The following is a 26,779-nucleotide window of genomic DNA, read 5'->3' on the forward strand; positions in this document are numbered from 1 at the left end:
ACCATTATGTCATTCCCTCCATGCCCGCAATGCCAATCCGAATACACCTACGAAGACGGCGAACTGTTGGTCTGCCCCGAATGCGCCCACGAATGGCAGACAGGTGAAACCGCAGTGGCGGATGACGTTTTGTCGGTCAAAGATGCCAACGGAGCAGATTTGGCCGACGGCGACACGGTGGTGCTGATTAAGGATTTGAAAGTAAAAGGCAGCTCGTCGGTTATCAAGCAGGGAACGAAAGTGAAAGGTATCCGCTTGCAGGAGGGCGACCACAATATCGGCTGCAAAATCGACGGCTTCGGCGCGATGAACCTGAAATCCGAGTTTGTCAAAAAGGCTTGATTTTGTTAGAATAAGTACCTTGCTGATTTCGTATCAAAGGCCGTCCGAATAGTGTTTGGACGGTCTTTTTTTATTTGTTATCACGGTATTTGCATCACTTTTATTCGATTGCTATAAGGTTTCGGATTGTCGCAACCGTCGGAACCGGCAGAGCTGTTTTGTCTTCATTTTTATGTCTTTTTATCGGTTTGCTGCGGCGGTTGATTTCCCGAATTTTTCAGACGGCCTTTCCATCATTTCTTCACTTGATTTACCATTTGTTTCCATATATATTAAATAAATAGTAATTATTTTCATTAAATAAAAAGTGAGGAAATCCGATGAAAATTTTGCATTTTCCGTCTCTTGCCGTAGCCGCCGTTTTGTCGCTGGGTGCGGTGTCCGCTTATGCCAAGCCGGTTCAGATTACCGATGTGGCAGGGCGTAAGGTCACTGTGGATTTGCCGGCCAAGCGCGTGGTTTTGGGCTTTTATTATCAGGACTATATGGCTGTCGGCGGTAAAAATGCGCTGGACAATGTCGTCGGTTTTTCCAAAGCCGTGTGGTCGGAGTGGGCACCGCCGAGCTGGGCGGCGTTCAGTAAGGCCGTGCCGAAGCTGAATCAGTTGGCCGACGTGGGCGAAGTGGAGGTCGGTACGTTCTCGGTGGAAAAAGTATTGGCTTTGAAACCGGATTTGCTGGTGTTGGCCGATTGGCAGTATCAGGCTTTGGGTTCGGATCTCGACCGCATCAACAAAGCGGGCATCCCGATTGTGGTGTTGGACTACAACGCGCAAACCGTCGACAAACACATCAAATCCACCCAAATCATCGGCACGCTGACCGGCCAGCCGCAAAAAGCCGCCAAGCTCGCCGCCGATTACAAGCGCATCGTCGATACCATTCAGAGCCGCGTGAAGAAAGCCGGTTTGCCCAAGCCTAAGGTCTATACCGAATTCGGCAACAAAGGCCCGGCCGAACACAGCTTCACGTTCGGCAAGAGCATGTGGGGTTCGATGACCACTTTGGTGGGCGGCGACAATATCGCGGCCAAAGCGGTGGAATACTACGGCCCGATCAATCCGGAATTGGTGCTGGCCGCCAAGCCCGATGTGATTGTGATTACCGGCCGCGAAACCGAAGTGAAGAAAAACCCTCAGGCGATGGTATTGGGCTGGGGCATCAGCAAAGCCGACGCAGAACGCCGCTTGGCCGGTTTTGCCAAACGTCCGGGCTGGGCGAATCTGCCGGCGGTGAAAAACAACCGCGTTTACGGCGCATACCATGCCAATTCGCGCACGCTTTCAGACGGCGCGTCGATTCAGTTTATGGCCAAAGCGGTGTATCCGCAGCTTTTCAAAGACCTGAATCCGGACAAAACTTATTTGGATTTCTACCGGCAAAACCTGCCGGTGGTGCCGAGCGGGACGTTCTATACTTATCCGAAATAAAACGGGCGGTTTGATGACGGTGCGGTTTGCGGTGTTTGGCAACAAGCGCGGCCGTACCGTTTTTCAGACGGCCTTCCGCTGCAAAATCGGGCAGCTTGGCGTTTTTCGTCCTCCGATGTTTGTCCGGGGTTGCGTGGGCAGCGAGTGCCCACCCTACGCATTCTGTTGGGCTGAAGATGCGGTGTAGTGGTTCAGACAGCTTTTGTTTTGAACAGGCCGTCTGAAAAACCGTTTTAGCTTTGCAGAAACTTCGTTTTCTTAATCTATCTTGATAATCAAAACCTTATGACCCCTACCGCCGCCGATATTGTCAAAACCCAGCGCGCGCTCGAGCGCAGACGCTGGCTGGTTGTGTTTTCTTTTTTCGCGGTCGGCATGGTCGGATTCGTGTTCGACATCGCCACCGGCCCGTCGATGCTGCCGGTGGGCGAAGTGGTGAAATCGCTGCTGAACCTTCAGGGCGCGGACGAAATGAGCAAGGTCATCGTCTATGATTTGCGTCTGCCGATGGCGCTGATGGCTTTGGCGGTCGGTGCGGCTTTGGGCGTGGGCGGGGCGGAAATCCAAACCCTGCTCAACAACCCGATGGCCAGCCCTTATACGCTGGGGTTGGCGGCGGCGGCCGGTTTGGGGGCATCGCTGGTGATTGCGTTCGGCGGATTCGGTTTGTCGCACGCGTTTGCCGTGCCGATCGGGGCGTTTGTGATGACCATGCTGGCGGCGGCGGTGCTGTTTGCTTTTGCTTCCGTCCGCCGCTTCAATTCGGCCATGCTGGTGTTGGTGGGAATTGCGTTACTGTTTCTGTTCCAGTCGGTTTTGTCGCTGATTCAGTTTATCGCCGCGCCGGAAATTTCGCAGCAGATTCTGTTTTGGCTGTTCGGCAGCCTGACCAAAGCCACTTGGGAAACCGTGGCCGTAACCGCCGCCGTGACCGCGGTGTGCGTGACGCTGCTTTCCAAAGACGTATGGAAGCTGACCGCCCTGCGTTTGGGCGAGGAACGCGCCGCCGGTTTGGGCATCAACCTGCAACGCTTGCGGATTAAAACGCTGGTGCTGGTCGCCGTGATGACGGCCACGGCCATCAGTTTTGTCGGCGTCATCGGCTTTATCGGCTTGGTCGCGCCGCATGTGGCGCGGATTCTGCTCGGCGAAGACCAACGCTTTTTCCTGCCCGGCTCGATGCTGGCGGGCGCGGCTTTTCTGTCGGTGGCCAGCGTGTTGTCGAAAGTGATTATTCCCGGTGCGTTGTTTCCGGTGGGGATTGTGACCTCGTTTGTCGGCGTGCCGTTTTTCTTTTGGATTGTACTGACCAAGCGGTGAGTGTTCAGACGGCCTCCAATCATGTTAAGGCCGTCTGAAAACCGAAACCGCACATTTTGGCGGCATTTGCTGCTGCCCTGAATTTTTCAGACGGCCTGTGTGCGCCGTGAGGCCGTCTGAAAGCGGATGAAAGGTTTGATATGACATTTTCCCGTTTCCTGACCGCCGTATTTCTGGCCGCCGCGGCTTTTGCGGCGAAAGCCGAAGTGAAAACGCTCACCGACGTGCGCGGCCGCGAAGTGAAGGTTGACGTGCCCGCCAAGCGCGTGGTGCTGGGCTTTTATTATCCCGACTACATCGCCGTGACCGGTGCCGAGAATTTCAAAAACGTGGTCGGCATTTCGCGCGAATTTTGGGAAAAATTCAACCCCGGAAGCTGGTCGCTCTACACTGCGAAAATCCCGTCGCTGCAAAACATCGGCGACATCGGCAATGTGAACACCGGCACGTTTTCGTTTGAAAAAACGCTGGCGATGAAGCCCGATGTGGTGGTGCTGGCCGACTGGCAGTACGATACGCTGAAAGAAGAAATGCCGCGCTTCGACAAAGCCGGCATCCCCGTGGTGGTGGTCGATTTCAACGCGCAAACGGTGGAACGCCATACGGCGAGCGCGAAGCTCTTCGGTGAAATCGCCGGTACGCCCGAGCGGGCGAAGGAAGCCGCCGACGAATACGCGCAGGGCATGGCCGACATTCAAAAACGCATCGCGCAAGCGGGCAAACCCAAACCGAAAATCTACATCGAGTTCGGCGACAAAGGCCCTGCCGAACACAGCTTCACGTTCGGCAAAAACATGTGGGGCGCGATTGCCGATACGGTCGGCGGCGACAACATCGCCGCGCCGTTTATTAAAGACTGGGGGCCGATTAACCCCGAGCAGTTTCTCGCCGCGAAGCCCGATGTCGTCGTGATTTCCGGCACCGAAGTCGGCCTGAAGCAGCCGACGCCGATGGCGATGGGCATCGACATTGCCGCCGGCGAAGCGCAAAAACGTTTGGCAGGCTTTACCCAACGTGCCGGTTGGGCGGACATTCCCGCCGTTCAAAACGGCCGCGTGTTCGGCATCTACCACACCGCCTCACGTTCGCTTTCCGATTTGGCCTCCGCCCAGTTCATCGCCAAAGCCCTTTATCCCGAAGCCTTTGCCGACGTGAACCCCGAAGAAACCTACCGCGCGTTCCACCGCAAATACCTGCCCGTCGAACCGCAAGGCACGTTCTTCATCCGCTTGGGCTGCGACGGCTTGGACGACTGTAAAAACCCGTCGGTTGCCGATGCCGCCGCCCAACCTGCGGACGGACAGGCCGCCGAACCGTCGCTGTGGCAGCGGATTAAAAACTGGTTTGCCGCACTGTTTGCGTGAAGCGCGCGCATTTTTTCAGACGGCCTGAATGGATTGCCGAGGCCGTCTGAAAACCTTGATGCATTCCGAATACGCAAGTATCCGTCGGGTTTGGCAACCCAACCTATGCCGTTGTTTGCGTGAAGCACGAAAATTTTTCAGACGGCCTGAACCCATATCCATGCCGTCTGAAAACCCTGTTGGATAGGGTGTAAACCCCACCGTAGAACCGTATCGGTTCTCCCGAAAAAGGCCGTCTGAAATGCTGATTTTAGAAAACGTCTCCGTCAAACGCGGCAGCTTTACCGTTGCCGAAAATTTCACGCTCCGGCTCGGGCGCGGCAAGGTTTATACCGTTCTCGGTCCCAACGGCACGGGCAAATCCTCGCTCCTGAAAACCCTGTTCGGCGAAGTGGCGCACCGCGGCAGCATCCGCTACAACGGCGAACCCTTAAGCAAAACCAACCTGCAAAGCTGGCGCAAACGCATCGGCTATATGCCGCAGGACACCTTTGCCGAAGCCTCGCTGACCGCGTTGGAAGTGGTGCTGCTCGGGCGCATGGACGGTTTGGGTCTGCACGTCGGCGACGAATTGCTGAACGAAGCGGCGGCGGTGATGGAAATGCTCGGCATCGCGCATCTGGCGCACCGCGACGTGATGCGCCTGAGCGGCGGCCAGCGGCAGCTGGTGATGTTTGCCCAAGTGATGATGCGTCGGCCGGAAATCCTGCTGCTGGACGAACCCGTTTCCGCGCTGGACATGCACCACCAAATCAACCTGCTCGAGCGCGTGGCCGCCTATACCCGCGGGCAGAACCTGACGACCGTGATGGTGTTGCACGATTTGAGTCTGGCCGCCCAGTTTTCAGACGGCCTGATTTTAATCGGCGGCGGCAAAGTCCACGCCGAGGGTGCGCCGAAAGACGTGTTGCAGCCCGACTTAATCGGCGCGTTGTACCAAGTCGACGTCGAACTGCTTTACGACCGCTTCGGCGCGCCAGTGATTCGTCCGCTGCGGCACAGGCCGTCTGAAAGCGGCCAAACGTTTACCGCTTAATCAGTTTGCATCTACCATAAGGAAACCGAAATGAAAAAATCCCTGTTCGCCCTGCTGCTGACCGCATCCGCCGGCGCGTTCGCCGCCAACCACGAAGTGAAAATGCTCGATACCGGCAAAGACGGCGGCATGGTGTTCGAGCCTGCCGTCATCAAAGCCGCCGTCGGCGACACCGTCACCTTCAAGCCGACCCACAAAGGCCATTGGGTGCAGAGCAAAGCCGTACCCGAAGGCGCGGAAGCGTTCCTCAGCGAATTGGACAAAGAATTCACCCTGAAGCTGACCAAAGAAGGCGTGTACGTTTACACCTGCCCGCCGCACCGCCTGATGAACATGAGCGGTGTGATTCAGGTCGGCAAGCCCGTGAACAAAGCCCAAGCGCAGGCGGCGGTGGACGAAATGGAAAAACGCGCCATGCAGAACAAAGGCCGTCTGAAAAAATATCTGGAACAAGTGAAGTAAGTTTGAGACCTTTGCAAAATTGAGATTAAGCCTGAACATCTATGTCCGTCATGAGCTGCGCAAGTCCGCTGCACTACCCCGTGCCGGCGCACTATTACCCGGAATAATTTTTATTAAATATCAAAATGTTAGCAGTTTTATATTTCAGCAAAAATGAAATTTTGAAATATCAGATAGTTAGTGAACACTGATTCCGCAAAACTGCTTCGATTCCGACAGTAAATTTTGAAGTTCCTGCAATCTGTCCCTTCCCCTGCGCTTAGCGCGGGGGAAGGTCAGGATGGGGGTGGTACTTCGCAGAAGTACATTTTGCCTGAGTTTCAGCAGATTTTAATGTTTCTGCGAAACATCACCCCCTCCCCAACCCTCCCCCGCGCTAAGCGCAGGAGAGGGCGCAGATTGCAGCAGCCCAAATACTGCTGATTTTGAGTCCGACAGAAGCTGTAAATGCTGAAAATATCGGCCTTTCAGGTTTTCAGACGGCCTGTTGGATTTGTTCCGGACAGTAGTGTGCCTGCGCGGGGGGGGGCGCAGCGGACTTGCGCAGCTCATGACGGATTAGAGATTTTTGAATACTTTTGGATTTTGCAAAGGCTTCAGTTTGTCCGCATTTTTACGGAATGCCCATGCTCGCCATCACCACCTGCCGCGCCTATCCGCAGCCGCCGCAAAACCTGCTCCCCTTGGCCGCCGAACTGGAACAACGCAGCATCGCCACGCAGTTCGACGTTTGGCAAAACGCACCGCAGACGCCGTTTGTCCTGCCCCTGTGCGCGTGGGATTACGCCGCCGAAGCCGCCGCCTTTACCGCGTGGATACGCACCGCCGCCGCCCGCGGACAGACGTTTTTCAATCCGCCCGATTTGATGCTGTGGAACATGGACAAACGCTACCTCATCGACTTGGCCGCCCGCGGCGTGAATGTCATTCCGAGCGTGTACATGCCGTCTGAAAGTGAGCGCAGCGAGTTTCGCCCAAACGGGCAAAATCTTGATGTGCAGCGCATCATGCAGGAGAACAATTGGACCGCAGCCGTGGTGAAACCCGCCGTCGGACAAAGCGGCAAAGGCGTGCGCAAAATCCGTTTGGGCGAATCCTTGGGAGCGGATGTCGATGTTTCAGACGGCCTGATGGTGCAGCCCTATATCCGCGAAATCGAACAGGCGGGCGAAACCTCGCTGGTGTTTTTCGGCGGCGCATACAGCCACGCCGTGCGCCGTCAGCCGCCGCAGGGCGAATGGCGCGCCAATTCCGCCTACGGCGTGGAAATCCGCCCCGAAAATCCGCCCGATGCCGTGATACAGACCGCCGAAACCGCATTGCGCACCCTGCCGAAAACACCACTTTACGCACGCGTGGACGGCACGGTCATCGGCGGGACTTTGCTGCTGAACGAATTGGAACTGATTGAACCTGCGCTGTACCTGCACACTTGCAGCCGGGCCGCCGCACGTTTTGCCGAAGCCGTAGAGGCGCAGATTGAAGAAATTCGGAGCAGGGCGTGAATTTGTTTTGCAGGCAGGAGAAGGCCGTCTGAAAAATTCCGTTTTCAGGGGTAGGTGGGCACTCGTTGCCCACATAAATTTTATAAGGTGGTTGGTAACTTTAAGGTGTTTGGCAATTGGGCGTAGGTTGGGTCGAGACCCAACAGTCTAAAGATACCGAGCGATTTGTCGGTTTTCCAACCCAACCTGCCTGAGGTTGCCCGTTGCGCGATTATGGGAAAACAGCCGTAGGTTGGATCATGACCCAACGTTGTGATGAAAAAAGGCCGTTTGAAAAGTGGTCTCATTTTTCAGACGACGGGTAATTTTCAGTAGATAAAGGCAGGATAAAAATTCTTTATCTACATGAATTTTATAAGGAAGTTGGTAGTTTTAAGGTATTTGGTGGGCATGAATGCCCACCCTACGAAAGATTATTTTGATAAAGGCCGTCTGAAAAGTAAAGCTACTTTTCAGACGGCCTTGCACCGTATGCCGCAATCAGGCCTGTTTCGCTGCCCATTCTGCCGGGGTGGCCGCCACGGAAATCGACAGCGCGTGCAGTTCGTTGCTGGCCAGTTTTTCTTTCAAACCGTCTTTAATCAGGCGGTGGCGGGCGAGGCGGGCTTTGCCTTCGAATTCGGACGAAACGATGACGGCGAAAAAGTGGTGGCCGTCGCCTTCCACTTCGACGTGTTCGCAGGCGGCCACGGCTTCGATCATGGCTTTGACTTGTTCTGGGCTTAACATGAGTGTTCCTTCGTTGCAAAAATTATGGCTGCATTATACAGAATAATCGTTTGAAACGAATGATGAAAGGCCGTCTGAAACGCAGGTATCATTCAGACGGCCTCGGGCAATCAATCGTGCGCCCACACGTTTTCCACCATTTTATCCACAGGCTCGGCGCAGCCGCCGGCCAGCCAGTCGGCGACTGCCGATGCGGTATCGGGAAAGCGTACCGGCGCGGGATTGGGGCGTTGCAGCCAGTCGCGGAGAGTGGCGGAATCGAACTGATGTACCACGTCGGCCGCCCCCGTTTTTTGCAGGATTTTGGCGTTGGATGCTTGCTCTGCCTGGTTATCCAGCGGACGCACCAGCAATTTTTTGCCCAAGGCCATCATTTCGCTGCACAGGCCGAAACCGGCGTTGCAAATCACGCCGCTGCACTCGGCGGCATCGCGCGGAAAGGCGGTGCGCGAAAAGGGGTGCACTTCAATCAGGCCGTCTGAAACGATTTTATCCACAGCCGCGTAAATCCGAAAACGCTGCTGGGGCGCGCTGCGAAGCCAGGTTTTGACCCGCGTTAAATCTTCAAACGGCAGATACACTAAGATAAAACCTTTGTCATCAACCGGATGCGGGTTGACCTGAACCAGCGGCGGCAGAATCGGCTGGCCGAACGACTGCCAATGCAAGCCCAGGTAATCGTCGGCAGGCGCAAACGCTTTCAAACCGAAAGGCAGAAGCGGTGGCGGCGGCATACCGGCCAGCGGATACAGGAGCGCGTATTGGTGCGCCAAACCGACCGAGCGCACACCCTGCCGCCGCGCCGCCCATGCGCTCACGGGTTCGAAATCGGTCAGCACCAAATCGTAAGCGCGCACGTCCAACGCCAATACGTCCTGCACAAAACGGTAGGGGCGGGCATCGGCCAAGGTGTCGAAACGGCGCACGCGGCCTTCCTGCATACGGTAGGTAAAGCCGCGGAAAGTGCGGTATGTGCCGAAACATTCCATATCGAAATACCCGGTTTCGTCGCGGCCGCTGAACACGAAATCCACTTCGATTCCGTGCGCCTGCAAAGCGGGCAGCATGGCGCGGGCGCGGGTGATGTGGCCGTTGCCCGTGGCCTGTACGCCGTATAGGATTTTCATTTTTTCAACTCATGATAAGAAGTGCCGTCTCGCCGCATAATACGCCCAAGGCGGCACCGGCGGCAATGTCGGAAGGGTAATGCACGCCCAGCATGATGCGCGACAAACCGATGCACACCGCCAAAATATAAACTGCCGGTGCAAACGTCGGGAAACAGGCGGCGACCAGCGTGGCGAATACAAACGCCGCTGCGGTATGCCCCGACGGGAAACTGAATTTGTCGGACGGCGTAATCAGCGCATTCAAATCGCGCACGCCTTTCTTCGGCCGGTCGCGGCGGATGCTGTTTTTCAATACCCAATACAGCGGCAGCTCCAAGGCATAGGCCGCCAGACCGGCGTAAAAAAAGGCAGCCCCCGCCAGGCCGCCCCACAACCATACCGCCAGCCCGACGGCGGCATAAAGCGGCCCGTCGCCCAAGCGCGAAATTTGGCGGCTGATGAAGCCGATGGCGCGGATGCGGCTGTGGCGGTTGAGCCAGAACAACAATTCCGTATCGATTCCGTGGATTTTCAATAAGGCGGCCGGCGTTTTCATGATGCGCTCCTTTTTTCGGTTTCCCATTGATTTAAATTTATGGTGTTCATTATGGGCAAAAGATTGTGTCAGCAACGTGACAGCGCACGAAAGCGGCCGGTGGGCGTGGGTAAAGTGATACAGGTTTGAGGCCGTCTGAAAAACCGGATGCCTGCACTTGGCGGATGTTTTCAGACGGCCTGAAATTTTGTTGCCGGGCAATATGCAGAGGTTTCTTTAAAACGTGTATCTCGAAAGGGCAAGCCGTCGGTCGGCAATGCCCAAGCCGTCCGCACCCTCTATAAAGGGAAACAGGCAGGAGCTTTGCACGGCATAGGTTTATTGTTTTGGATCGGGTTCTGCCTGGTCTCGGCCTGATTTGGTGGTTTTGAAACCGTATTTTGCCGAAATTCCGGTGTTTTCTTCAATCAAATCAAAAGCCTTTGTCGGTTCCGTTTCCATGTTTACCCGTATTTTTTTCGGAATCCCTGTAATCGGATGAAATTTCGTTTAAAAACGATTACAATAGCCCCCTAAGTCAACGTAAAACCTAAAACCAAAGCATATTGCTACCTTTTTTCGGAGCCGACTTTATGATTATTTCCTCAGCAAGTGATTACCGCGAAGGCGCACGCCGCCGTCTGCCGCCGTTTTTGTTCCACTATATCGACGGCGGTGCCTATGCCGAGCGCACTTTGGAACGCAACGTGTCCGACCTGGCCGACATCGCCCTGCGCCAGCGCGTGTTGAAAGACATGTCGCAGCTGGATTTGGGTATCGAGCTGTTCGGCGAGAAACTCTCCATGCCGGTTGCCCTGTCGCCCGTCGGCCTGACCGGTATGTACGCGCGCCGCGGCGAAGTGCAGGCTGCGCGCGCCGCCGATAAAAAAGGCATTCCGTTTACCCTGTCCACCGTGTCCGTGTGCCCGATTGAAGAAGTCGTGCCGCAAATCCAGCGTCCGATGTGGTTCCAGCTGTACGTTTTGAAAGACCGCGGCTTTATGACCAATGCGCTGGAGCGCGCCAAAGCCGCGGGCTGCTCGACGCTGGTGTTTACCGTCGATATGCCGACCCCGGGCGCGCGCTACCGCGACGCGCATTCCGGCATGAGCGGCCCCAACGCCGCCATGCGCCGCTACTTGCAGGCCGTTTTGCACCCGCGTTGGGCATACGATGTCGGCTTGAACGGCAAACCGCACGATTTGGGCAATATTTCCAAATACATGGGCAAAGCCATCGGTTTGGAAGACTACATGGGCTATCTGGGTGCGAACTTCGACCCGTCGATTTCGTGGAAAGATTTGCAGTGGATCCGCGATTTCTGGGACGGCCCGATGATCATCAAAGGCATTCTCGACCCTGAAGACGCGCGTGATGCGGTGCGGTTCGGTGCCGACGGTATCGTCGTGTCCAACCACGGCGGCCGCCAGCTCGACGGCGTATTGTCGTCCGCCCGCGCGATGCCGGCGATTGCCGATGCCGTGAAAGGCGACATCAAGATTCTGGCTGATTCGGGCATCCGCAACGGCTTGGATGTGGTGCGTATGCTGGCTTTGGGTGCGGACTGCACCATGATCGGCCGCGCCTTCATCTACGCGCTGGCTACCGACGGCGAAGCCGGCGTTGCCAACCTGTTGAACCTGTTTGAAAAAGAAATGCGTGTCGCCATGACGCTGACCAGCTGCCAAAGCATCAGCGACATTACGTCGGATTGCTTGGTTCAGGCAGAAAAAGTGCAGAAAGATCCGAATGCGGTCAAAGAAGTATTGGGCGAGTAATCGGGTTTGATTAAACCGATTGCTTGAGAAAACGCGAAAGCCGTCTGAAAAGGAAATTTCAGACGGCCTTTCTTTTTCCCATTCCCGATGTGTTCCTCATTCGCAAGACAAGGGCTGTTGCAAAACACTGATTGAACCTGAAAAATTCATGACGGGTATAGGTTTTCGGGTTCGAACCAAGTTTTGCAAAGGTCACAGGCCGTCTGAAAAGTCCGGTTTCAGACGGCCAAACTGCCCTATGCCGCTACTTCGCTGTCAATCTACCGTATTCGGCAAGCCTTTTCAGACGGCGTATAATGGTCTTTTCAAAAAGCACTGTTTGTCATCCGATACAAAGGTCGTCTGAAACCTTTCAGACGGCCTCAACAGAAAGCGTAAACATGTATTTCAAAACCTTGATACTCGCGCTGGCTGCCCTGCCGCTGACCGCACAAGCCGCGGCGGACATCCAGCGTTGGACGACGCCCGAAGGCACGCAGATTCTGCTGGTCGAGCGTCGCGAAAACCCGATTGTCGATATGGAAATCAGCTTCAAAGGCGCGGGCAGCGTGTTCAATCCGCCGGGTAAAAGCCAAGTGGCGGAGTTTACCGCCGCGCTCTTGACCGACGGCACGAAAACGCTGGACGAAGAAGCGTTCAACGAAAAAGTGAACGACATTGCCGCCGACATCGGCAGCGAGAGCGGGCAGGAAACCGCAAGCATCGGTTTGCGCAGTTTGAGCAAAAGCAAAAACCTGAAACAGGCTCTGGCCTTGGTCAACGAATCCTTAACCGCGCCGCGCTTTGACCCTGCCGTGTTCGCCCGCCGCCAGAAACAGGCCGTCACCGCCTTGCAGCAGCAGGAAACTACCCCTGATTTCACCGCAGATCGCGCGTTCGCCAAGCTCGCTTATCCGAGCCACCCTTACGGCAGCGGCGCGTATGTGACGGTTGACCGCCTCAAAGCCGTGACGCTGGACGACATCCGCGCCTTCCACCGCACCCGCTACGGCAAAGACAATGCGGTGGTGGCCATCGTCGGCGACGTCAGCCGCCGCCAAGCAGAAAAAATGGTGGAAACCGCGTTGAAGGGTTTGCCGCAAAAAAGCAGCGCGGGTAGCACTATCGCGCCGGTGGAAAAACAAACCGCACAACGCCGCGACATTCCGTTTGCCGGCGAACAGGCGCAAATCATTTTGGGTATGCCGCTGATTACGCGCCGCGACCCCGATTATTACGCGCTGGTGGCCGGCAATTATGTGTTGGGCGGCGGCGGTTTCGACAGCCGCCTGATGAAGATGTTGCGCGACCAAAAAGGCTATACCTACGGTGTGTACAGCACCCTCGAGCCGCTGACCGAAGCGGGCGTATTCAGCATCGCCTATTCGACCCAGAAGAAAAACACAAAAGCCTCGCTGGCCGATGTGAAAGCGGTGGTGGAACAATTCATCGCCGAAGGGCCGACCGAAGCCGAATTGAAACAAGCCAAGGACAACATCATCGGCAGCTTCCCGCTGCGCTTCGATTCCAATGCCAAGCTGCTGAATTATTTGAGCCTAATCGGCGTGTACAATTTGGAAAGCAGCTATTTGGAAGACTATCCGAAAGCGGTGGAGAAACTTACCGCCGCGCAAGTCAAAGAGGCATGGCAGCGTCGGGTGAAATTCGGTGATTTGCACATTGTGGTGGTGGGGGCGCAATAAGTTTGCTGCCAATTATGAATAAATCATGAACAAAGGCCGTCTGAAATTTCAGACGGCCTTTGCTTGATTACAGATTCAGTCTTACGGGCGGTACTCCGGCGCCATGCCGTTGGGCAGAAGCTGCCACACATAACCGGTGGTTTTCTGTTTGCCCGCGACATTGCCTGCTTCGTCGCCGTAGCCCCAGAAGTAATCCACGCGCACCGCGCCTTTAATCGCGCTGCCGGTGTCCTGCGCCATAATCAGGCGGTTGAGGGCGCGGTTGGTAATCGGGTGGGCGGTGGCGACGAACAGCGGTGCGCCCAAAGTAATATAGTGGCGGTCGATTGCACCGGCGTATTCGCCCATCAGCGGCGTGCCCAATGCACCGACAGGCCCTTGCTCGCTGCCGCCTTCCAGTTTGCGGAAGAAGACGTAGCTCGGGTTCTGACCCAAGACTTCGGCCAGGCGGTGGGTGTTTTGCTGCATGTAGGCTTTGATGCCCTGCATGGTGGTCTGCCCCAAAGTCAGGTAGCCGCGGTCGGCCATGTAGCGGCCGATGGAGACGTAGGAATATTCGTTTTTATCGGCATACCCGAGACGCACATATTCGCCTTTCGGCGTTTTCAGACGGCCTGAACCTTGGATGTGCATGAAAAAGAGTTCCACAGGGTCGTCTGCGTAGCCCAAAATCGGGGCTTTGCCGTTGAGCGCGCCGGCATTGATTTGTGCGCGGGTGTGGTAGGGAACGAACTGGTTGCCGACGAAACGCCCTTTAATCGAGGTCGAACGCGCGGTAATCGGAAATTGCGACAGATTGGCGGTGTGCGTGCCGTCGGCGGCAATCACGCCGCTGTTCTGCCCCGTTTGGCGCACGCGCACGATGCCCTTGCGTTGCGAAGAAAGCGGCACGGAAACGAAATCATACGGAATGCCGTAAATCGGGAAACGCGCTTTGTTGGTCTGCACGGTATCGCCGTGCAGCGCAGGCTCGTAATAGCCGGTAACCGTGCCGGCCTGCGAACCGTTGCCGCTCACCTGCCACGGCGTGAAATAGCGTTCGAAAAACGATTTGGCGGCGGCCTGGTTCAACTGGGTTTGCGCGGCTTGGGCGCACACGTCCTGCCAGCCGTTGCGGTTTTTCAGCTTGTCGCAGCCCAGCTTGAACGACTGCAGGCTTTTGACGAAATCCTGGCCGTTCCATTGCGGCATGGTGTGGTGCGGTACAACGGTGTAAGACGCATTGCCGCCCGGGGTAATGGTCGTGCCGGCGGCATGGGGTGTGCCGGTCGGACGGTCGGGGCCGCTGATGACGGTCGGGCCGGTAGCGGTGGAAGGCGTTTTTTTGCTGCTTTTGCTCGGACAGGCGGCCAGCAGCGCGGCGGCGATGCCCAGTAAAGCGACGCGGAACAGGGTTTTCTTCATGGTCTTTTCAAGTCGTCAAAGGCCGTCTGAAAGCAGGTTTCAGACGGCATCAAATACAGAAAACGGCATGGCGGCACAGATGGCCGCACGCCTGCGGGGTTTGATTCTAGCACAGAATCGCAGCCTGGCACGGAACGTAAAGCCCTAATGCGTTTGCGGAAAGCGCGGGCGGACGGTTTCAGACGGCCTTTCCGGTTCGGCGGCGGAAGCGGAGCAAAAGCGGATGCAAGGCCATCTGAAAAGCGGGCGGAGGCAGGAAAATTATCCCGCCTCCGCCTGATATTTGAAAACATAAGAAACGGTTTTATAATGGCTATTTTTCAATATCGAATGAAATTTCAGACGGCCTTTCGTGCATAAAAAGGCCGTCTGAAAAACGGAGGCAAACGATGAAGCCGTTGGTGTTTTTTCTGGGTTGGACGCTGTTTTTCACACTGTTTTTCGGCGTTATTTCATGGCTGGCACGCGCCTTGGATTTTCCCGATGCCGCCCTGTGGGTCAGTGTGCCGGTCGGTTTGGTCATCGGGTTGCTGCTGGGCAGGAAAATCGGCCGCCGCCCTCCGAAATGATTTCAGACGGCCTGAGGCACGCCGTTCAGGCCGTCTGAAAGCAGGGTATAAATGCATGACGGATGCGGCAGCAACTCTAAAAAGAAAAGGATGAGGGTGATGGGTTTATGGCAGGGTAGGCAGACAAGCGACAGACCGGCTGAGCACATGACTTGGTTGAGGTGTTTTCTCTATTTTTTGAGCATTCAGTTTTTAAGCGGAATGGTGTTCGGCTTTGCCGCCGCGAATGCGGAAAAAGGCAGCGTTCCTCCGGATGCGGTCATATTCCAACTGTTTTTTTACGGCTTGTGCCTGTGGCTGGTGTTGTGGGCGATGTCGCGCGATTACCGCCGCACTTTGCCCGACGGCCGTTTGCCCGCGCCGTTTTTTACTGCCCGCAAAGTCTGGATTTCTGCGGCGTATCTGGTGCTGCTGTTGCTCGGGCAGGCGTTTTACAGCCAAATCCTGTCGTGGCTTTTCGGCATTCCCGATATGCCGACCCGAAATCAGCAGGTATTGATGTCGATGGTGGCGCATCTGCCCCTGCCGGTCACTGCGTTGCTGGTATTGGTGGGTGCGCCTTTGGGTGAGGAATTGCTGTTTCGCGGTTTGCTGTTCCGGCTGCTGGGCGCATGGCGTTCGCGCGGCAGACAGGTTGCGGCGCTGCTGGCATCGTCGGTGCTGTTCGGCTTGGCACATGCTCGGATTGACGACCCTGCGCTGCTGGTTTATGTTTTGATGGGCATGGCTTTTGGTTTGGTCTACCTGCATACGCGCGACTTGCGTTATGCCGTGGCGGTGCATTTTCTCAATAATGCTTGGGCGCTTTACGCCATGCTTTATCTCGAATAAACCTTGCGGCGGCATGAACCGGCAGCAGCAGGCAAATACCGAGGCCGTCTGAAAGATAATGTTCAGACGGCCTTTTGCGGTATAATCTGCCATCTTTATTTAATTGTTTCCAAAGCATAAACCATGACACGCAAAATCCTTGTTACTTCCGCCCTGCCGTATGCCAACGGCAGCATCCACCTCGGCCACATGGTCGAACACATCCAAACCGACATTTGGGTGCGTTTTCAAAAATTGCGCGGCCACGAGTGCTATTACTGCTGCGCCGACGATACCCACGGCACGCCGGTGATGCTGGCGGCGCAAAAGCAGGGTTTGCAGCCGGAAGACATGATTGCCAAAGTGCGCGAAGAGCATTTGGCCGACTTTACCGGCTTCGGCATCGGCTACGACAATTATTACAGCACCCATTCGCCTGAAAACAAAGCGTTTTCCGAACAAATCTACCGCGCCCTGAAAGCCAACGGCAAAATCGAAAGCCGCGTCATCGAGCAGCTTTTCGATCCTGAAAAAAACATGTTCCTGCCCGACCGCTTCGTCAAAGGCGAATGCCCGAAATGCCACGCCAAAGACCAATACGGCGACAACTGCGAAGTCTGTGGCACGACCTATGCTCCGACCGAGCTGATTAACCCGTATTCAGCCGTATCGGGCGCGAAACCGGAATTGCGCGAGTCGGAACACTTCTTCTTCAAGCTGGGCGAGTGCGCCGATTTCCTGCAGGAATGGACTTCGGGCAGCAACGCCTTGGGCAAACCGCATTTGCAGCCCGAAGCCTTGAACAAAATGAAAGAGTGGTTGGGCGACGGTGAAGAAACGTCATTGTCGGATTGGGACATTTCCCGCGACGCGCCCTACTTCGGCTTTGAAATTCCCGATGCGCCCGGCAAATATTTTTATGTGTGGCTGGATGCGCCGGTGGGCTACATGGCCTCGTTTAAAAACCTGTGCGACCGCATCGGCTTGGATTTCGACGAATTTTTCAAAGCCGACAGCCAAACCGAAATGTATCATTTCATCGGTAAAGACATTCTGTATTTCCACGCGCTTTTCTGGACGGCGATGCTGAAATTCTCCGGCTACCGCACGCCGAGCGGCATTTTCGCACACGGCTTTTTGACGGTGGACGGCCAAAAAATGTCCAAATCGCGCGGCACGTTCATTACCGCCAAATCCTATTTGGATCAGGGGCTTAATCCCGAGTGGATGCGCTACTACATCGCCGCCAAGCTCAACAGCAAAATCGAAGACATCGATTTGAATCTGAACGACTTTATCAGCCGCGTCAACAGCGATTTGGTCGGCAAATACGTCAACATCGCCGCCCGTGCCTCCGGTTTCATCGCCAAGCGTTTTGAAGGCCGTCTGAAAGACGTATCGGATAGCGAACTGCTGGCCAAACTTGCCGCGCAGAGCGAAGCCGTCGCCGAGCAATACGAAAACCGAGAATACGCCCGCGCCCTGCGCGACATCATGGCCTTGGCCGACATCGTGAACGAATACGTCGATGCCAACAAACCTTGGGAATTGGCCAAGCAGGAAGGCCAAGACGCACGTCTGCACGAAGTGTGCAGCGAGTTGATTAACGCCTTCGCCATGCTGACCGCCTACCTTGCGCCCGTGTTGCCCAAAGTGGCCGAAAATGCCGCCAAGTTCCTGAATCTGAACGCGATTACCTGGGCGAACACGCGCCAAACCTTGGGCGGACATGCCATCAACAAATACGAACATTTAATGCAGCGAGTGGAGCAACAACAAGTGGACAACTTAATCGAAGCCAACAAACAAAGCATTCAGACGGCCTCCGAAGCCGCGCCTGCCGAAGAAGGCAAATTCGCCCCCGTCGCCGAGCAGGCAAGTTTCGACGACTTCATGAAAATCGACATGCGCGTCGCCAAAGTGCTGAACTGCGAAGCGGTGGAAGGCAGCACCAAACTCTTGAAATTCGACCTCGACTTCGGCTTTGCGCAGCGCGTGATTTTCTCCGGCATCGCCGCCAGCTACCCGAATCCCGCCGCACTCAACGGCCGCATGGTCATCGCCGTCGCCAACTTCGCCCCGCGCAAAATGGCCAAATTCGGCGTGTCCGAAGGCATGATTTTGAGCGCGGCAACGGCGGAAGGTAAATTGAAACTGCTGGATGTCGATGCCGGTGCGCAACCGGGGGATAAAGTGGGTTGAAATGGCCGCATTTCATTCCATTTGGTTTGCTAAGAAAAAATGTAGGGAGACAGTTTGCAGCGTTGTTACCAAACGAGGCGGATTGTCTCCCTCTTTGTTCATAAGTTTTAATAGTAAAAAATACAATGGGTTGGATGCCAATATCGGAGAACAGTAGGTTTCAGACGGCCTTTTACTATAAGGAAATAATATGCGCAGTAAAAAATTCAAATCCCTGTTTCTCATAGCAGCAGCGGCAGCAGCGGCCTATATGCTGTATCCGTATCTCAAACCCGTTGGCAAATACGCATACTGGGAAGAACTGATTGCAAAAGACCCGAAGCCGTTTTGGGTTTCTGAAAAGGAATACCGCGAAAAGCTCAGGGCGGGGTACTGCTGGCGGGATAGGAAGTTTTACACCGCCGAAGAGCTGCAGCCGAAAGCGATGGTCGGTTTTGCGGGCAGGTTGTTGGGTGAAGCGGAAGCCTACCGCACGGATCAGACCACCAATCAGGGCGGACAGGCTTATACCAGTGCCGATTGCAGGCGTTATGAAGATGCCTGCAAAGTTTGGTTTATCGAACAGAGTTATACCAATGATGAGTGGAACAACCTTTTCTTGGAGAATAGAGCTCCGCTTGATGTGAGGCTGAAGCTGATGAGCAAATATCCGGAAAAAGAAATCAAAAAGCCGGAGGATTTGAAAGAGCACATGGCAGATAACGGAAACAAAGGGTTTACCCTGAAGCTCAGGCATTCTGGAAAAGAAGGGGGGATATATACGGTTCGGACTGCTGTAAGGTTATGGGCAAGCAGGAAGCCGAGCCGTATGTTAAAGACAATGAGTTGATTACCTATTTGCAAGATGCCGCAATTTTTCCTGAAAATGACATACCTCAAGGCATCAATATTGCAGACTATGGTGTGGGGAATTTTTATTTGAGGGTTTCTGAAATAATTCCCGGTTTATATAGGGTGGATGAGAACAAACAAAAAAACATATAAAGGGTATACTACAGATATATTTTTAATGAATAATTGCGGGGATGTCTTGTGGCAGCCGTATTATATTGAATAACTGATTTAATTTTATTTATGAGGAGTAATTTTTGATGTCAAATACTAATGTTAATAATCAGAAACCTTTAACCGTATCCGAAGTAACCGTGGGCAGAATTCTTTCCCATTATCTCTGGAATTCGCCCACCCCGCCCAAACCTGAAGATAGAACTGCTGTGGCAACAGATGCCGACAGAGACGCGGTTAAAATCGATGCGGCCGATTATATAAAAAACAGTGGTACAGATACGCTTCAGGCCGTCTGAAAAATTCTTTTTAAGAGCTTTTCCGTAGCGGAAAGCTGCTAAAAATGTTTTTCAGACGGCCTTTTATCATAAGGAAACGATATGCGCAGTAAAAAATTCAAATCCCTGTTTCTCATAGCCGCAGCGGCAGCAGCGGCCTATATGCTGTATCCGTATCTCAAACCCGTTGGCAAATATGCATACTGGACAGAACTGATTGCAAAAGACCCGAAACCGTTTTGGGTTTCCGAAAAGGAATACCGCGAAAAGCTCAGGGCGGGTTATTGTTGGCGGGATAGGAAGTTTTACACCGCCGAAGAGCTGCAGCCGAAGGCGATGGTGGGGTTTGCAGGAAGGTTGTTGGGGCTGGCTGAATCACTACGTTCAGATTTTACTACTACTTTGGCAGGAAATGCTTATACAAGTGAAGACTGTGCCCGTAATAAAAAGGCCTGTCGGCTTTGGCTCATGTCTCATGACTATACTAATGAGCAATGGGACAAACTATTTCTAGCAGAAAAAAATCCTACAGATCATGCATTATTAGCAAAATATCCTGAAAAAGAAATCAAACATGCTGAAGATTTGGAAAATTATTTGACGCAGTATGATAATCGAGGGTTTACTTTGGTTTTTCGAGGCCCTGAGGAAGGGGAGGCAGTCTATGGATCCGATTGCTGTAAAGTTCTGAGTAAAGCGGAAGCTGAGCCTATGATTCAAAAAGGGAATTTTGTTACTTATTTAGAAGATGCGAGGGTATTTCCTGAAAACCATATACCTGCTGATGTAGTAATCGGAGATTATGGCGTAGGAAACTTTTATTTGAATCCGAAAGAGTTGGTACCGAATTTATATCATTGGAAAAAAAATGTTGATACATATCAAACAAATTACTCGGAATTACTGTTAATGAACAATTGCGGGGATATTTTATGGCAACCATATTATTCTGTTAGAAATTTAGAAAGGAAAGAAAATGGCAGTGAAAGGTAATAATCAGAAATCTTTAACCGTATCTGAAGTAACCGTAGATAGGATTCTTTCCCATTATCTGTGGAATTCGCACACCCCACCCAAACCTGAAGATAGAACTGCTGTGGTTACTGATACGGACAGGGATGCAATTAAAATTGATGCCGCCGATTATATGAGAAACGGTGCGGGCAGATATGCTTCTGCGGCAAATTTCAAGGTGTTTGAGAAATTCTTCAATGAAAAAGGATTGTTGCCGCGCAGCAAGCCTTATACTTTTGATGAAATTGGCAATAAGATTTATGGGAAGAAAGATTTTGAAGATATTAAACAAGAAATGTTTGATCCAAAGCGAGGTAAGGGGTTTACCGTAGCAGGTTTCCAATACTTCACCGACATCGACTCAGCCGATTTTGTCGAGCGTGCCTTTATTTTCGGCTCGACTGCAGTAACCGTTACTTCAGAGGATCTCAAAAAGCTTGAGTTTTGGGTCAACAAAGACGGCAGCCGTGAAATCCGCAACCTGCGTATTACGCCGAAAAACGACAATTTCGATTTTGAAGGCGGCAGCGGCAGCAATAAATTCCTGGTGGATACCGCCAATGCCTTGTTCAAATACGATATTGATCCCAAGGGCATAGGAAAAGCCGTGCCTATCGAATACACGGGTACGGATCAATTGCCCTATATTACCGTTACCGCAGAGCAGTTCAAGCAGCTTCAGCAACAAAAACAACAGTCTGATCTACCATATACTTTATCCGAAGTTGAGAAATTTTTGGCTTATCTGCTTGTAGGTGCAATGGCAAATCGGACAGTCCCGCTTTCTCCTGATGAGGCCGAACAATTATTTGTAAAAGATTTGCCGGTTATTTTGGATAGTGCCGGCAAGTCATCGGAGACAATATCGGCTTATCTGGCTGCAATCGGTAATTTGGCAGAGAAAATATCGGATTCCGACGTTCTTTATAAGGATACTTGGTTGGAATTTTCCATTACGCCCATTATTTCTCCTGCCGCGCAGCTTATCGATCCGCTGGTTATCGACCTTGACGGCGACGGTATCGAAACCGTCGGTTTGTCTCAGAATATCCGTTTCGACCACCATACCGACGGTTTTGCGGTAAAGACGGGCTGGTTGGGCGCAGACGACGGTTTCTTGGCATTGGATCTGAACGGTAACGGGCGTATCGACGACGGCAGCGAGCTGTTCGGCAACAATACGCTGCTGGCCGACGGCAGTTTGGCCACGCACGGGTTCGAGGCTTTGCAGCAGTACGACAGCAATGCCAACGGTCTGCTGGATGCGGGCGATAAGAAATGGGGCAGTTTTCTGATGTGGCAGGACAAGGATTCAGACGGCCTGTCATCGGCAGGCGAATTGAAGCGGCTGTCGCAGACGGGCATCGCATCGCTGGATTTGAATTACCGGGATTCGGCGAATACCGATGCCCACGGTAATGTGTTGCGGCAGAATGCTTCAGCCAAATGGGCGGACGGTAAAACCACGGCGGCGGCCGATGTCTGGTTCAGGGTGGATAAGGCGCAAACGGCTTACAGTGCGAAATTCAAACATACCGGGGAAATCAAAGCATTGCCCGAGGTGTTGGCATTCGGCAAGGTGTACCACCTGCGCGATGCGATGGCGCAGGACAAGGTGTTGTTGGGTCGGGTCAAGGCTTATGCGGCGGCAGAGAATCCTGACCGCGCGCAGATTGAAGCACTGATATACCGTTGGACGGGTGTGGAAAAGACGGCGGCGGGAAGCAGGGGCGAATACATCGATGCCCGCAGACTGGCCGCTTTGGAAAAATTGGCGGGCGAAGAATTCCGCCAAAGTACGAACGGCAGCGCGAATCCGAGACAGGATTCGGCCAAGTTGCTGAATGCGGAATTTGACCGCTTTGCGGATTATGTGGCGGCCACGGTAAAACTGCAGAAAATTTATGCGTCTGCCGTGGGTGGAAATATGTTTACCGCTGATGCTGCGGGCAAGCCGACGGCGGATTTCGAGGGTATCCGCAGCCATATTTTCAAACAAATTGCGGCGAAAAACCTCGCCGATGCCGCCGAAGCGGCGCAAACGGCAGTGGATGCGCTGGTTTACAATCCTGTGGCAGCCGACGGTTTCAGGCAAAGTGCAGCCAAATTCACACAATTGGTGTTTTTCAACGCTTCCGAAGCGGATCTGCAATTGCTGGCGCAGTTGGGCGGCACGGCAGGCGATGTCGGGAACAACAGAGTCGATGCCAAAGCCGAACGCAATATATTGCTGGAGGGTTCGGTATTGTCAGGACGGGAAGGTAACGATGATTTGAGAGGGCTCAATACCGATGATATTTTGATTGGCGGCACCGGCAACGACTATCTGCAGGGAAACAGCGGTTCGGATACTTATGTGTTCGGAAAAGGTTTCGGCAGGGACAATGTTTACAATAATGATTTGTCTTCGGGCATCGATACCCTGCGTTTTACCGGCGGACAGAAACCGCAGGATTTCGTTTTCCGACGCGAAATGAACGATTTGCTGATTGAGACCAAAAACGGCAGCGACAGGCTGAAAATCGACAGGCATTTTGTCAAGGATTATCAGATTGACCGCATCGAATTCGACGGCCACAGCGTATTGACACCCGAAGATGTGAAGGGGTTGGTGCTGCAGGCTACGGACAAAGGCGAAACGCTTTGGGCCTACGATGAAGGCAGTAAAATTTCGGCCTTGGGTGGAAATGACACGGTTTACGGTGCGGACGGAGACGATGTGTTCGACGGCGGGGCGGGCAATGATAATCTGCGCGGGGGCAAAGGCAATGATGTGCTTATCGGCGGCGCAGGCAACGATTATCTGGAAGGAAACGGCGGCTCGGATACTTATGTGTTCGGAAAAGGTTTCGGCAGAGACAATGTCTATAACCATGATTTGTCGGCAGGCGTTGATACCCTGCGGTTTACCGGCGGACAGAAGCCGGAAGATTTCGCTTTCCGGCGCGAAATGAACGATTTGCTGATTGAGACCAAAAACGGTAGCGACAGGCTGAAAATCGACAGGCATTTTGTCAAGGATTATCAGATTGACCGCATCGAATTCGATGGCTATGGCGTATTGACACCCGAAGATGTGAAGGGGTTGGTGCTGCAGGCTACGGACAAAGGCGAAACGCTTTGGGCCTACGATGAAGGCAGTAAAATTTCGGCCTTGGGCGGAAATGACACGGTTTACGGTGCGGGCGGAGACGATGTGTTCGACGGCGGCGCAGGCAATGATAATCTGCGCGGAGACAGAGGCAGCGACACGCTTATCGGTGGTGCGGGTAACGATTATCTTCAAGGCGGCTCAGGAAGGGATACTTATGTTTTTGCCAAAGGACATGGCCAAGACGTTGTAGATAATTTGGATATCGGGCAGAGCATGGATACGGTGCGCTTTACCGGTGTGAAGTCTTCGGAAGTGAAGTTCAGAAAATCAGGTAACGATTTGCTGCTTTCGGGCTATTCAGACGGGGATTCGGTCGAGCTGGATTCTTTCTTTAACAGTAGTTATACATTGGAACGCTTTGAGTTTTCCGATAGAACCATCGTCAACCCTGACTTTTCAAAATATACGGGAAGTACCAATATAGCTATGTCGGTTTTTGAGCATAATGCGGCCAATAATATTATGTAAATTGCCCGGTATATCTATTGTCGGATTCCGTTTTCATACGGCCTTGATTATGCTACATTATCCGGCAAACGTTATTCCATAAGGACACGCCATGAAAATCTTGATGACCGCCGTTTTGGCCTTATCCGCCGCCGCTTACGCCGGCCCTGCCGAAGATGCGCTGCTCTCGGCGCAATCCGCCTACCGCAGCGCGCTGAAAGCGCAAGCGGATAATGACGGCAAACTGATTGCCCTGCAAAATGCGTTGGCCGATGCGCAAAAACGCGCCCAAAAAGCGCAGGAAGACATTACGCGACTGCAAGGCGAAATTCAGGCCGCTTCCGCTTTGAAGAACGAGCATACCAATGCTTTGCAGCAGGCCGGCCAGCAGCTTGACTCCGCTTGGCAGGCGGTTTACGGACCGGGCGGCACCAAAGCCCCCCGGTAAATGATGTGAAAACAGGGAACCGTATGAACGCGGTTCCCTGTTTTTTGACGGGCGGTCAAATCCACTCGTCCGCTTTCGGATCGGCACCGAAGTGGTTGTCGCCCGGCGTGCCTTCGAGCAGGGTGAAAATCAGCACCACCAATACGCCGATTAACGGGATGAAGTAAAGCAGCTGCCACCAGCCGGAGCGGTTGGTGTCGTGCAGGCGGCGGGTGGTGACGGCAATCGAGGGCAGCAATACCGCCAGCGCGTAAACGGCGCCCAGTAGGCCGATGCCGGTTTCGGGGTCGAACGTGCCCAACACGGCGTCGACCATGCCCAATACGAAGGCGATAATCACGTTCACCAGCGTGAACATCCAAAATTCCTTACGGCGCGCACGGCCGCCGAAGCCGGCATAATTTTTCAATACTTTCAAATACCAAGACATATCATTCTCCGAGTGTGTCGTTTGTCGAAGCTGCATTGACAGCCAAGGTGTTATATCATAAAGCCGTTACCGTCACAATGAACCGATGATGACCGTCCGTATCATGCCCCTGCTGCCCGAACACGTTGCCCCGCTTGCCCAGGCCCTTTATGCCGAATGGCATGATTTTGCGCCGTGGTCTTCGGTGGAGAAAATCCATGCCTATTACCGTGAATGTCTGAACGGCGAACCCCTGCCCACGGCTTTTGCGGCGGTGGACGGACAAGGCCGTCTGAAAGGTTCGGCCGCGCTCAAACGCCATGACATCAAAGCTTTTGCCGAATACGAATATTGGCTGGGCGACGTGTTCGTCCTGCCCGAATGCCGCGGCGAAGGGGTGGGCAGGCTGTTGGTGCGGCACTGCTTATCCGCCGCCCGCGCGATGAAACTGCCGAGCCTGTATCTGTACACGCCCGACATGCAGGCGGTGTATGCCAAATTCGGTTGGCGTGAGATTCGGCAGCACGAGTACAACGGCGAAACCGTGTCGGTGATGAAACTGGATTTGTGAAGCGATACGCTGTCAATAGTGATGCCGTTTTTGTATGACGCGGATAAGGGAAGGCCGTCTGAAAAGATGTTTTCAGACGGCCTGAAATGTAAGAAAAGCTAGCGTTGTTTACAGTATTTGAAAGACAATACTGCCATGAACATCCACAAAAATACCCGACTTACACCGCACCAACGTCAAGCCGTTTGGCGCGCCTATACACAGGATAAAATTACCGTTACTTCACTTGCCCGGCAATACCAAGTCAGCAGAGTAACCATCTACCGTATCCTCAAAGCCGCACGGCTGCAGCTGCTCACACCGCAAAACAGTACCAACAACCGGTTCAAACAAGCAAAATACGGGATGAAACGTTTGGCTAAGGTTGAAAAAGCCATCGAAGAAAAGCTCAAAAAACAGGCTAAACGCTACAACAAATCCTATCCCGGCGAAATGGTGCATTTCGATACCAAACGGTTGCCGCGGCTGAAAAACCAAAGCGTTGCCGACCCGTTCGAATACCTGTTTGTCGCCATCGACGACTACTCCCGCGAACTGTACGCAGCCATCTTGCCCGACCGTACGGCTGCCAGTGCCGCCAAGTTTCTGTTGAGGGATGTGATTGACTGCTGCCCGTACACCGTCGAATGCGCATACTCGGATAACGGAGTGGAATACAAAGGCAATGCATCCCACCCGTTTGGCGCTGCCTGCTGCCGCAACAACATCGTGCAGAAGTTTACCCGTATTGCGCGTCCGCAGACCAACGGCAAAGCGGAACGGGTGATTCGGACGCTGATGGAGATGTGGCACGATAAGCAGACATTTGACGATGCGCAACACCGGCGCAGGGAATTGTGCCGCTTTGTGAATTTCTACAATACGGTCAAGCCGCACGGCAGCTTGAAAGGCAGGACGCCTTTTGAGACTTTGGAGGATTATTTTTCTCAACCTGTTGTGTAAACAACCCGGTTATTTCTTACACCTGAAATTTTTGCAAAGCTCAACTCAAACCAAAAAAAACTGTTCCCGTCATGAGCTGCGCAAGTCCGTTTCGGTTTCCCGTTAATCCATAACGGTTTATGTCATTCGGTTTTCGAAGACGTTTTGCCAAGGCGCCGACTTGTTTGCGGCAATGTAAACTCCGGAGGCCGTCTGAAACGGTTTTCAGACGGCCTCCGTGGTTTCCGCGCACCG

At 53.7% G+C, this 26,779-nt stretch carries 26 protein-coding genes; 20 read left to right on the forward strand and 6 right to left on the reverse strand.

Going from position 1 to position 26,779, the window contains the following annotated elements:
* The first annotated feature begins 6 nt into the window (after positions 1–6).
* The 3 genes from ACM67E_RS00230 (at position 7) to ACM67E_RS00240 (ending at position 3,092) form a co-directional block, all read left to right on the forward strand.
* Positions 7–342 (forward strand): zinc ribbon domain-containing protein YjdM, encoded by a 336-nt coding sequence (locus ACM67E_RS00230; protein ID WP_416191683.1) that lies wholly within the window; start codon positions 7–9, stop codon positions 340–342.
* A gap of 320 nt (positions 343–662) precedes the next feature.
* Positions 663–1,772, forward strand: a complete 1,110-nt coding sequence (locus ACM67E_RS00235) for an ABC transporter substrate-binding protein (protein ID WP_416191684.1) — start codon at positions 663–665, stop codon at positions 1,770–1,772.
* 285 nt (positions 1,773–2,057) lie between these two features.
* Positions 2,058–3,092: a FecCD family ABC transporter permease gene (locus ACM67E_RS00240; RefSeq protein ID WP_416191685.1), complete on the forward strand. Its 1,035-nt coding sequence runs from the start codon at positions 2,058–2,060 to the stop codon at positions 3,090–3,092.
* 24 nt (positions 3,093–3,116) lie between these two features.
* On the opposite strand, the gene ACM67E_RS00245 is transcribed toward ACM67E_RS00240, so the two are convergent.
* Complete coding sequence (locus tag ACM67E_RS00245) at positions 3,117–3,239, reverse strand: hypothetical protein (RefSeq protein WP_416191686.1); 123 nt, start codon at positions 3,237–3,239, stop codon at positions 3,117–3,119.
* Here ACM67E_RS00245 and ACM67E_RS00250 point away from each other — a divergent pair.
* The 4 genes from ACM67E_RS00250 (at position 3,233) to ACM67E_RS00265 (ending at position 7,459) form a co-directional block, all read left to right on the forward strand.
* Positions 3,233–4,456: an ABC transporter substrate-binding protein gene (locus tag ACM67E_RS00250; RefSeq protein ID WP_416191687.1), complete on the forward strand. Its 1,224-nt coding sequence runs from the start codon at positions 3,233–3,235 to the stop codon at positions 4,454–4,456. The two genes, ACM67E_RS00245 and ACM67E_RS00250, sit on opposite strands and share 7 nt — an antisense overlap.
* Positions 4,457–4,697: 241 nt before the next feature.
* Entirely contained in the window at positions 4,698–5,492 is a 795-nt protein-coding gene (locus tag ACM67E_RS00255; RefSeq protein ID WP_416191688.1) for an ABC transporter ATP-binding protein, read from the forward strand.
* A gap of 30 nt (positions 5,493–5,522) precedes the next feature.
* A complete protein-coding gene (locus ACM67E_RS00260; RefSeq protein ID WP_416191689.1) occupies positions 5,523–5,954 on the forward strand; it encodes a pseudoazurin in 432 nt (143 codons plus the stop codon).
* A gap of 626 nt (positions 5,955–6,580) precedes the next feature.
* A complete protein-coding gene (locus ACM67E_RS00265) occupies positions 6,581–7,459 on the forward strand; it encodes an ATP-grasp domain-containing protein (protein WP_416191690.1) in 879 nt (292 codons plus the stop codon).
* A 480-nt stretch (positions 7,460–7,939) separates the two neighbouring features.
* On the opposite strand, the gene ACM67E_RS00270 is transcribed toward ACM67E_RS00265, so the two are convergent.
* The 3 genes from ACM67E_RS00270 to ACM67E_RS00280 form a co-directional block, all read right to left on the reverse strand.
* Positions 7,940–8,188 (reverse strand): BolA family protein, encoded by a 249-nt coding sequence (locus ACM67E_RS00270; protein ID WP_416191691.1) that lies wholly within the window; start codon positions 8,186–8,188, stop codon positions 7,940–7,942.
* A gap of 110 nt (positions 8,189–8,298) precedes the next feature.
* A complete protein-coding gene (locus ACM67E_RS00275) occupies positions 8,299–9,315 on the reverse strand; it encodes a glycosyltransferase family protein (protein ID WP_416191692.1) in 1,017 nt (338 codons plus the stop codon).
* A gap of 4 nt (positions 9,316–9,319) precedes the next feature.
* Positions 9,320–9,853 (reverse strand): phosphatase PAP2 family protein, encoded by a 534-nt coding sequence (locus tag ACM67E_RS00280; RefSeq protein WP_416191693.1) that lies wholly within the window; start codon positions 9,851–9,853, stop codon positions 9,320–9,322.
* Between the two features lie 572 nt (positions 9,854–10,425).
* Here ACM67E_RS00280 and lldD point away from each other — a divergent pair.
* Both lldD and ACM67E_RS00290 read left to right on the forward strand, forming a co-directional pair.
* Entirely contained in the window at positions 10,426–11,610 is a 1,185-nt protein-coding gene (lldD, locus tag ACM67E_RS00285) for an FMN-dependent L-lactate dehydrogenase LldD (RefSeq protein ID WP_416191694.1), read from the forward strand.
* Between the two features lie 380 nt (positions 11,611–11,990).
* A complete protein-coding gene (locus ACM67E_RS00290; RefSeq protein WP_416191695.1) occupies positions 11,991–13,292 on the forward strand; it encodes a M16 family metallopeptidase in 1,302 nt (433 codons plus the stop codon).
* An 81-nt stretch (positions 13,293–13,373) separates the two neighbouring features.
* On the opposite strand, the gene ACM67E_RS00295 is transcribed toward ACM67E_RS00290, so the two are convergent.
* Positions 13,374–14,696 (reverse strand): murein transglycosylase A, encoded by a 1,323-nt coding sequence (locus ACM67E_RS00295; protein WP_416191696.1) that lies wholly within the window; start codon positions 14,694–14,696, stop codon positions 13,374–13,376.
* A 389-nt stretch (positions 14,697–15,085) separates the two neighbouring features.
* Between ACM67E_RS00295 and ACM67E_RS00300 the strand changes: the two genes are divergently transcribed.
* The 9 genes from ACM67E_RS00300 to ACM67E_RS00340 all read left to right on the forward strand — a co-directional run bounded on the left by ACM67E_RS00300 (position 15,086) and on the right by ACM67E_RS00340 (position 24,623).
* The gene (locus tag ACM67E_RS00300) at positions 15,086–15,265 is read left to right on the forward strand and encodes a hypothetical protein (protein WP_416191697.1); all 180 of its coding nucleotides are present in this window, start codon (positions 15,086–15,088) and stop codon (positions 15,263–15,265) included.
* 147 nt (positions 15,266–15,412) lie between these two features.
* Positions 15,413–16,096, forward strand: coding sequence for a lysostaphin resistance A-like protein (locus tag ACM67E_RS00305; protein WP_416191698.1), 684 nt, complete (start codon positions 15,413–15,415; stop codon positions 16,094–16,096).
* 123 nt (positions 16,097–16,219) lie between these two features.
* Positions 16,220–18,277 (forward strand): methionine--tRNA ligase, encoded by a 2,058-nt coding sequence (gene metG, locus ACM67E_RS00310; protein WP_416191699.1) that lies wholly within the window; start codon positions 16,220–16,222, stop codon positions 18,275–18,277.
* Between the two features lie 190 nt (positions 18,278–18,467).
* Positions 18,468–19,106, forward strand: a complete 639-nt coding sequence (locus ACM67E_RS00315; protein ID WP_416191700.1) for a hypothetical protein — start codon at positions 18,468–18,470, stop codon at positions 19,104–19,106.
* A complete protein-coding gene (locus ACM67E_RS00320) occupies positions 19,103–19,261 on the forward strand; it encodes a hypothetical protein (RefSeq protein ID WP_416191701.1) in 159 nt (52 codons plus the stop codon). Before ACM67E_RS00315 ends, ACM67E_RS00320 begins: the two co-directional genes overlap by 4 nt.
* A gap of 104 nt (positions 19,262–19,365) precedes the next feature.
* Positions 19,366–19,581 carry a hypothetical protein gene (locus ACM67E_RS00325; RefSeq protein ID WP_416191702.1) on the forward strand — a complete coding sequence of 72 codons (216 nt, stop codon included), beginning with the start codon at positions 19,366–19,368 and terminating at the stop codon, positions 19,579–19,581.
* Positions 19,582–19,662: 81 nt separating this feature from the next.
* Positions 19,663–20,553 carry a hypothetical protein gene (locus ACM67E_RS00330; RefSeq protein WP_416191703.1) on the forward strand — a complete coding sequence of 297 codons (891 nt, stop codon included), beginning with the start codon at positions 19,663–19,665 and terminating at the stop codon, positions 20,551–20,553.
* Between the two features lie 316 nt (positions 20,554–20,869).
* On the forward strand, positions 20,870–24,196 hold the full coding sequence (locus ACM67E_RS00335; RefSeq protein ID WP_416191704.1) for a calcium-binding protein: 3,327 nt from the start codon (positions 20,870–20,872) through the stop codon (positions 24,194–24,196).
* Between the two features lie 91 nt (positions 24,197–24,287).
* Entirely contained in the window at positions 24,288–24,623 is a 336-nt protein-coding gene (locus ACM67E_RS00340) for a hypothetical protein (RefSeq protein ID WP_416191705.1), read from the forward strand.
* Between the two features lie 55 nt (positions 24,624–24,678).
* On the opposite strand, the gene ACM67E_RS00345 is transcribed toward ACM67E_RS00340, so the two are convergent.
* Positions 24,679–25,053 carry a DUF805 domain-containing protein gene (locus ACM67E_RS00345; RefSeq protein WP_416191706.1) on the reverse strand — a complete coding sequence of 125 codons (375 nt, stop codon included), beginning with the start codon at positions 25,051–25,053 and terminating at the stop codon, positions 24,679–24,681.
* Positions 25,054–25,138: 85 nt separating this feature from the next.
* Here ACM67E_RS00345 and ACM67E_RS00350 point away from each other — a divergent pair, with 85 nt between their 5' ends.
* Positions 25,139–25,603, forward strand: a complete 465-nt coding sequence (locus ACM67E_RS00350; RefSeq protein ID WP_416191707.1) for a GNAT family N-acetyltransferase — start codon at positions 25,139–25,141, stop codon at positions 25,601–25,603.
* 135 nt (positions 25,604–25,738) lie between these two features.
* A complete protein-coding gene (locus ACM67E_RS00355; protein ID WP_416190995.1) occupies positions 25,739–26,545 on the forward strand; it encodes an integrase core domain-containing protein in 807 nt (268 codons plus the stop codon).
* Positions 26,546–26,779 lie beyond the last annotated feature (234 nt).

Source organism: Neisseria sp. CCUG12390 (genome assembly GCF_047837985.1).
In the GTDB taxonomy this organism is placed as follows: domain Bacteria; phylum Pseudomonadota; class Gammaproteobacteria; order Burkholderiales; family Neisseriaceae; genus Neisseria.

Bases quoted from the DNA above. Each gene is read 5' to 3' on its own strand.
- ACM67E_RS00280 (WP_416191693.1), bottom strand. From the start codon at position 9,853: ATGAAAACGCCGGCCGCCTTATTGAAAATCCACGGAATCGATACGGAA.
- ACM67E_RS00345 (WP_416191706.1), bottom strand. From the start codon at position 25,053: ATGTCTTGGTATTTGAAAGTATTGAAAAATTATGCCGGCTTCGGCGGC.
- ACM67E_RS00350 (WP_416191707.1), top strand. From the start codon at position 25,139: ATGATGACCGTCCGTATCATGCCCCTGCTGCCCGAACACGTTGCCCCG.
- ACM67E_RS00275 (WP_416191692.1), bottom strand. From the start codon at position 9,315: ATGAAAATCCTATACGGCGTACAGGCCACGGGCAACGGCCACATCACC.
- ACM67E_RS00290 (WP_416191695.1), top strand. From the start codon at position 11,991: ATGTATTTCAAAACCTTGATACTCGCGCTGGCTGCCCTGCCGCTGACC.
- ACM67E_RS00315 (WP_416191700.1), top strand. From the start codon at position 18,468: ATGCGCAGTAAAAAATTCAAATCCCTGTTTCTCATAGCAGCAGCGGCA.
- ACM67E_RS00265 (WP_416191690.1), top strand. From the start codon at position 6,581: ATGCTCGCCATCACCACCTGCCGCGCCTATCCGCAGCCGCCGCAAAAC.
- ACM67E_RS00340 (WP_416191705.1), top strand. From the start codon at position 24,288: ATGAAAATCTTGATGACCGCCGTTTTGGCCTTATCCGCCGCCGCTTAC.
- ACM67E_RS00295 (WP_416191696.1), bottom strand. From the start codon at position 14,696: ATGAAGAAAACCCTGTTCCGCGTCGCTTTACTGGGCATCGCCGCCGCG.
- ACM67E_RS00235 (WP_416191684.1), top strand. From the start codon at position 663: ATGAAAATTTTGCATTTTCCGTCTCTTGCCGTAGCCGCCGTTTTGTCG.
- ACM67E_RS00305 (WP_416191698.1), top strand. From the start codon at position 15,413: ATGACTTGGTTGAGGTGTTTTCTCTATTTTTTGAGCATTCAGTTTTTA.
- ACM67E_RS00230 (WP_416191683.1), top strand. From the start codon at position 7: ATGTCATTCCCTCCATGCCCGCAATGCCAATCCGAATACACCTACGAA.
- lldD (WP_416191694.1), top strand. From the start codon at position 10,426: ATGATTATTTCCTCAGCAAGTGATTACCGCGAAGGCGCACGCCGCCGT.
- ACM67E_RS00260 (WP_416191689.1), top strand. From the start codon at position 5,523: ATGAAAAAATCCCTGTTCGCCCTGCTGCTGACCGCATCCGCCGGCGCG.
- ACM67E_RS00330 (WP_416191703.1), top strand. From the start codon at position 19,663: ATGCGCAGTAAAAAATTCAAATCCCTGTTTCTCATAGCCGCAGCGGCA.
- ACM67E_RS00300 (WP_416191697.1), top strand. From the start codon at position 15,086: ATGAAGCCGTTGGTGTTTTTTCTGGGTTGGACGCTGTTTTTCACACTG.
- ACM67E_RS00255 (WP_416191688.1), top strand. From the start codon at position 4,698: ATGCTGATTTTAGAAAACGTCTCCGTCAAACGCGGCAGCTTTACCGTT.
- metG (WP_416191699.1), top strand. From the start codon at position 16,220: ATGACACGCAAAATCCTTGTTACTTCCGCCCTGCCGTATGCCAACGGC.
- ACM67E_RS00270 (WP_416191691.1), bottom strand. From the start codon at position 8,188: ATGTTAAGCCCAGAACAAGTCAAAGCCATGATCGAAGCCGTGGCCGCC.
- ACM67E_RS00335 (WP_416191704.1), top strand. From the start codon at position 20,870: ATGTTTGATCCAAAGCGAGGTAAGGGGTTTACCGTAGCAGGTTTCCAA.
- ACM67E_RS00245 (WP_416191686.1), bottom strand. From the start codon at position 3,239: ATGTCATATCAAACCTTTCATCCGCTTTCAGACGGCCTCACGGCGCAC.
- ACM67E_RS00250 (WP_416191687.1), top strand. From the start codon at position 3,233: ATGACATTTTCCCGTTTCCTGACCGCCGTATTTCTGGCCGCCGCGGCT.
- ACM67E_RS00240 (WP_416191685.1), top strand. From the start codon at position 2,058: ATGACCCCTACCGCCGCCGATATTGTCAAAACCCAGCGCGCGCTCGAG.
- ACM67E_RS00355 (WP_416190995.1), top strand. From the start codon at position 25,739: ATGAACATCCACAAAAATACCCGACTTACACCGCACCAACGTCAAGCC.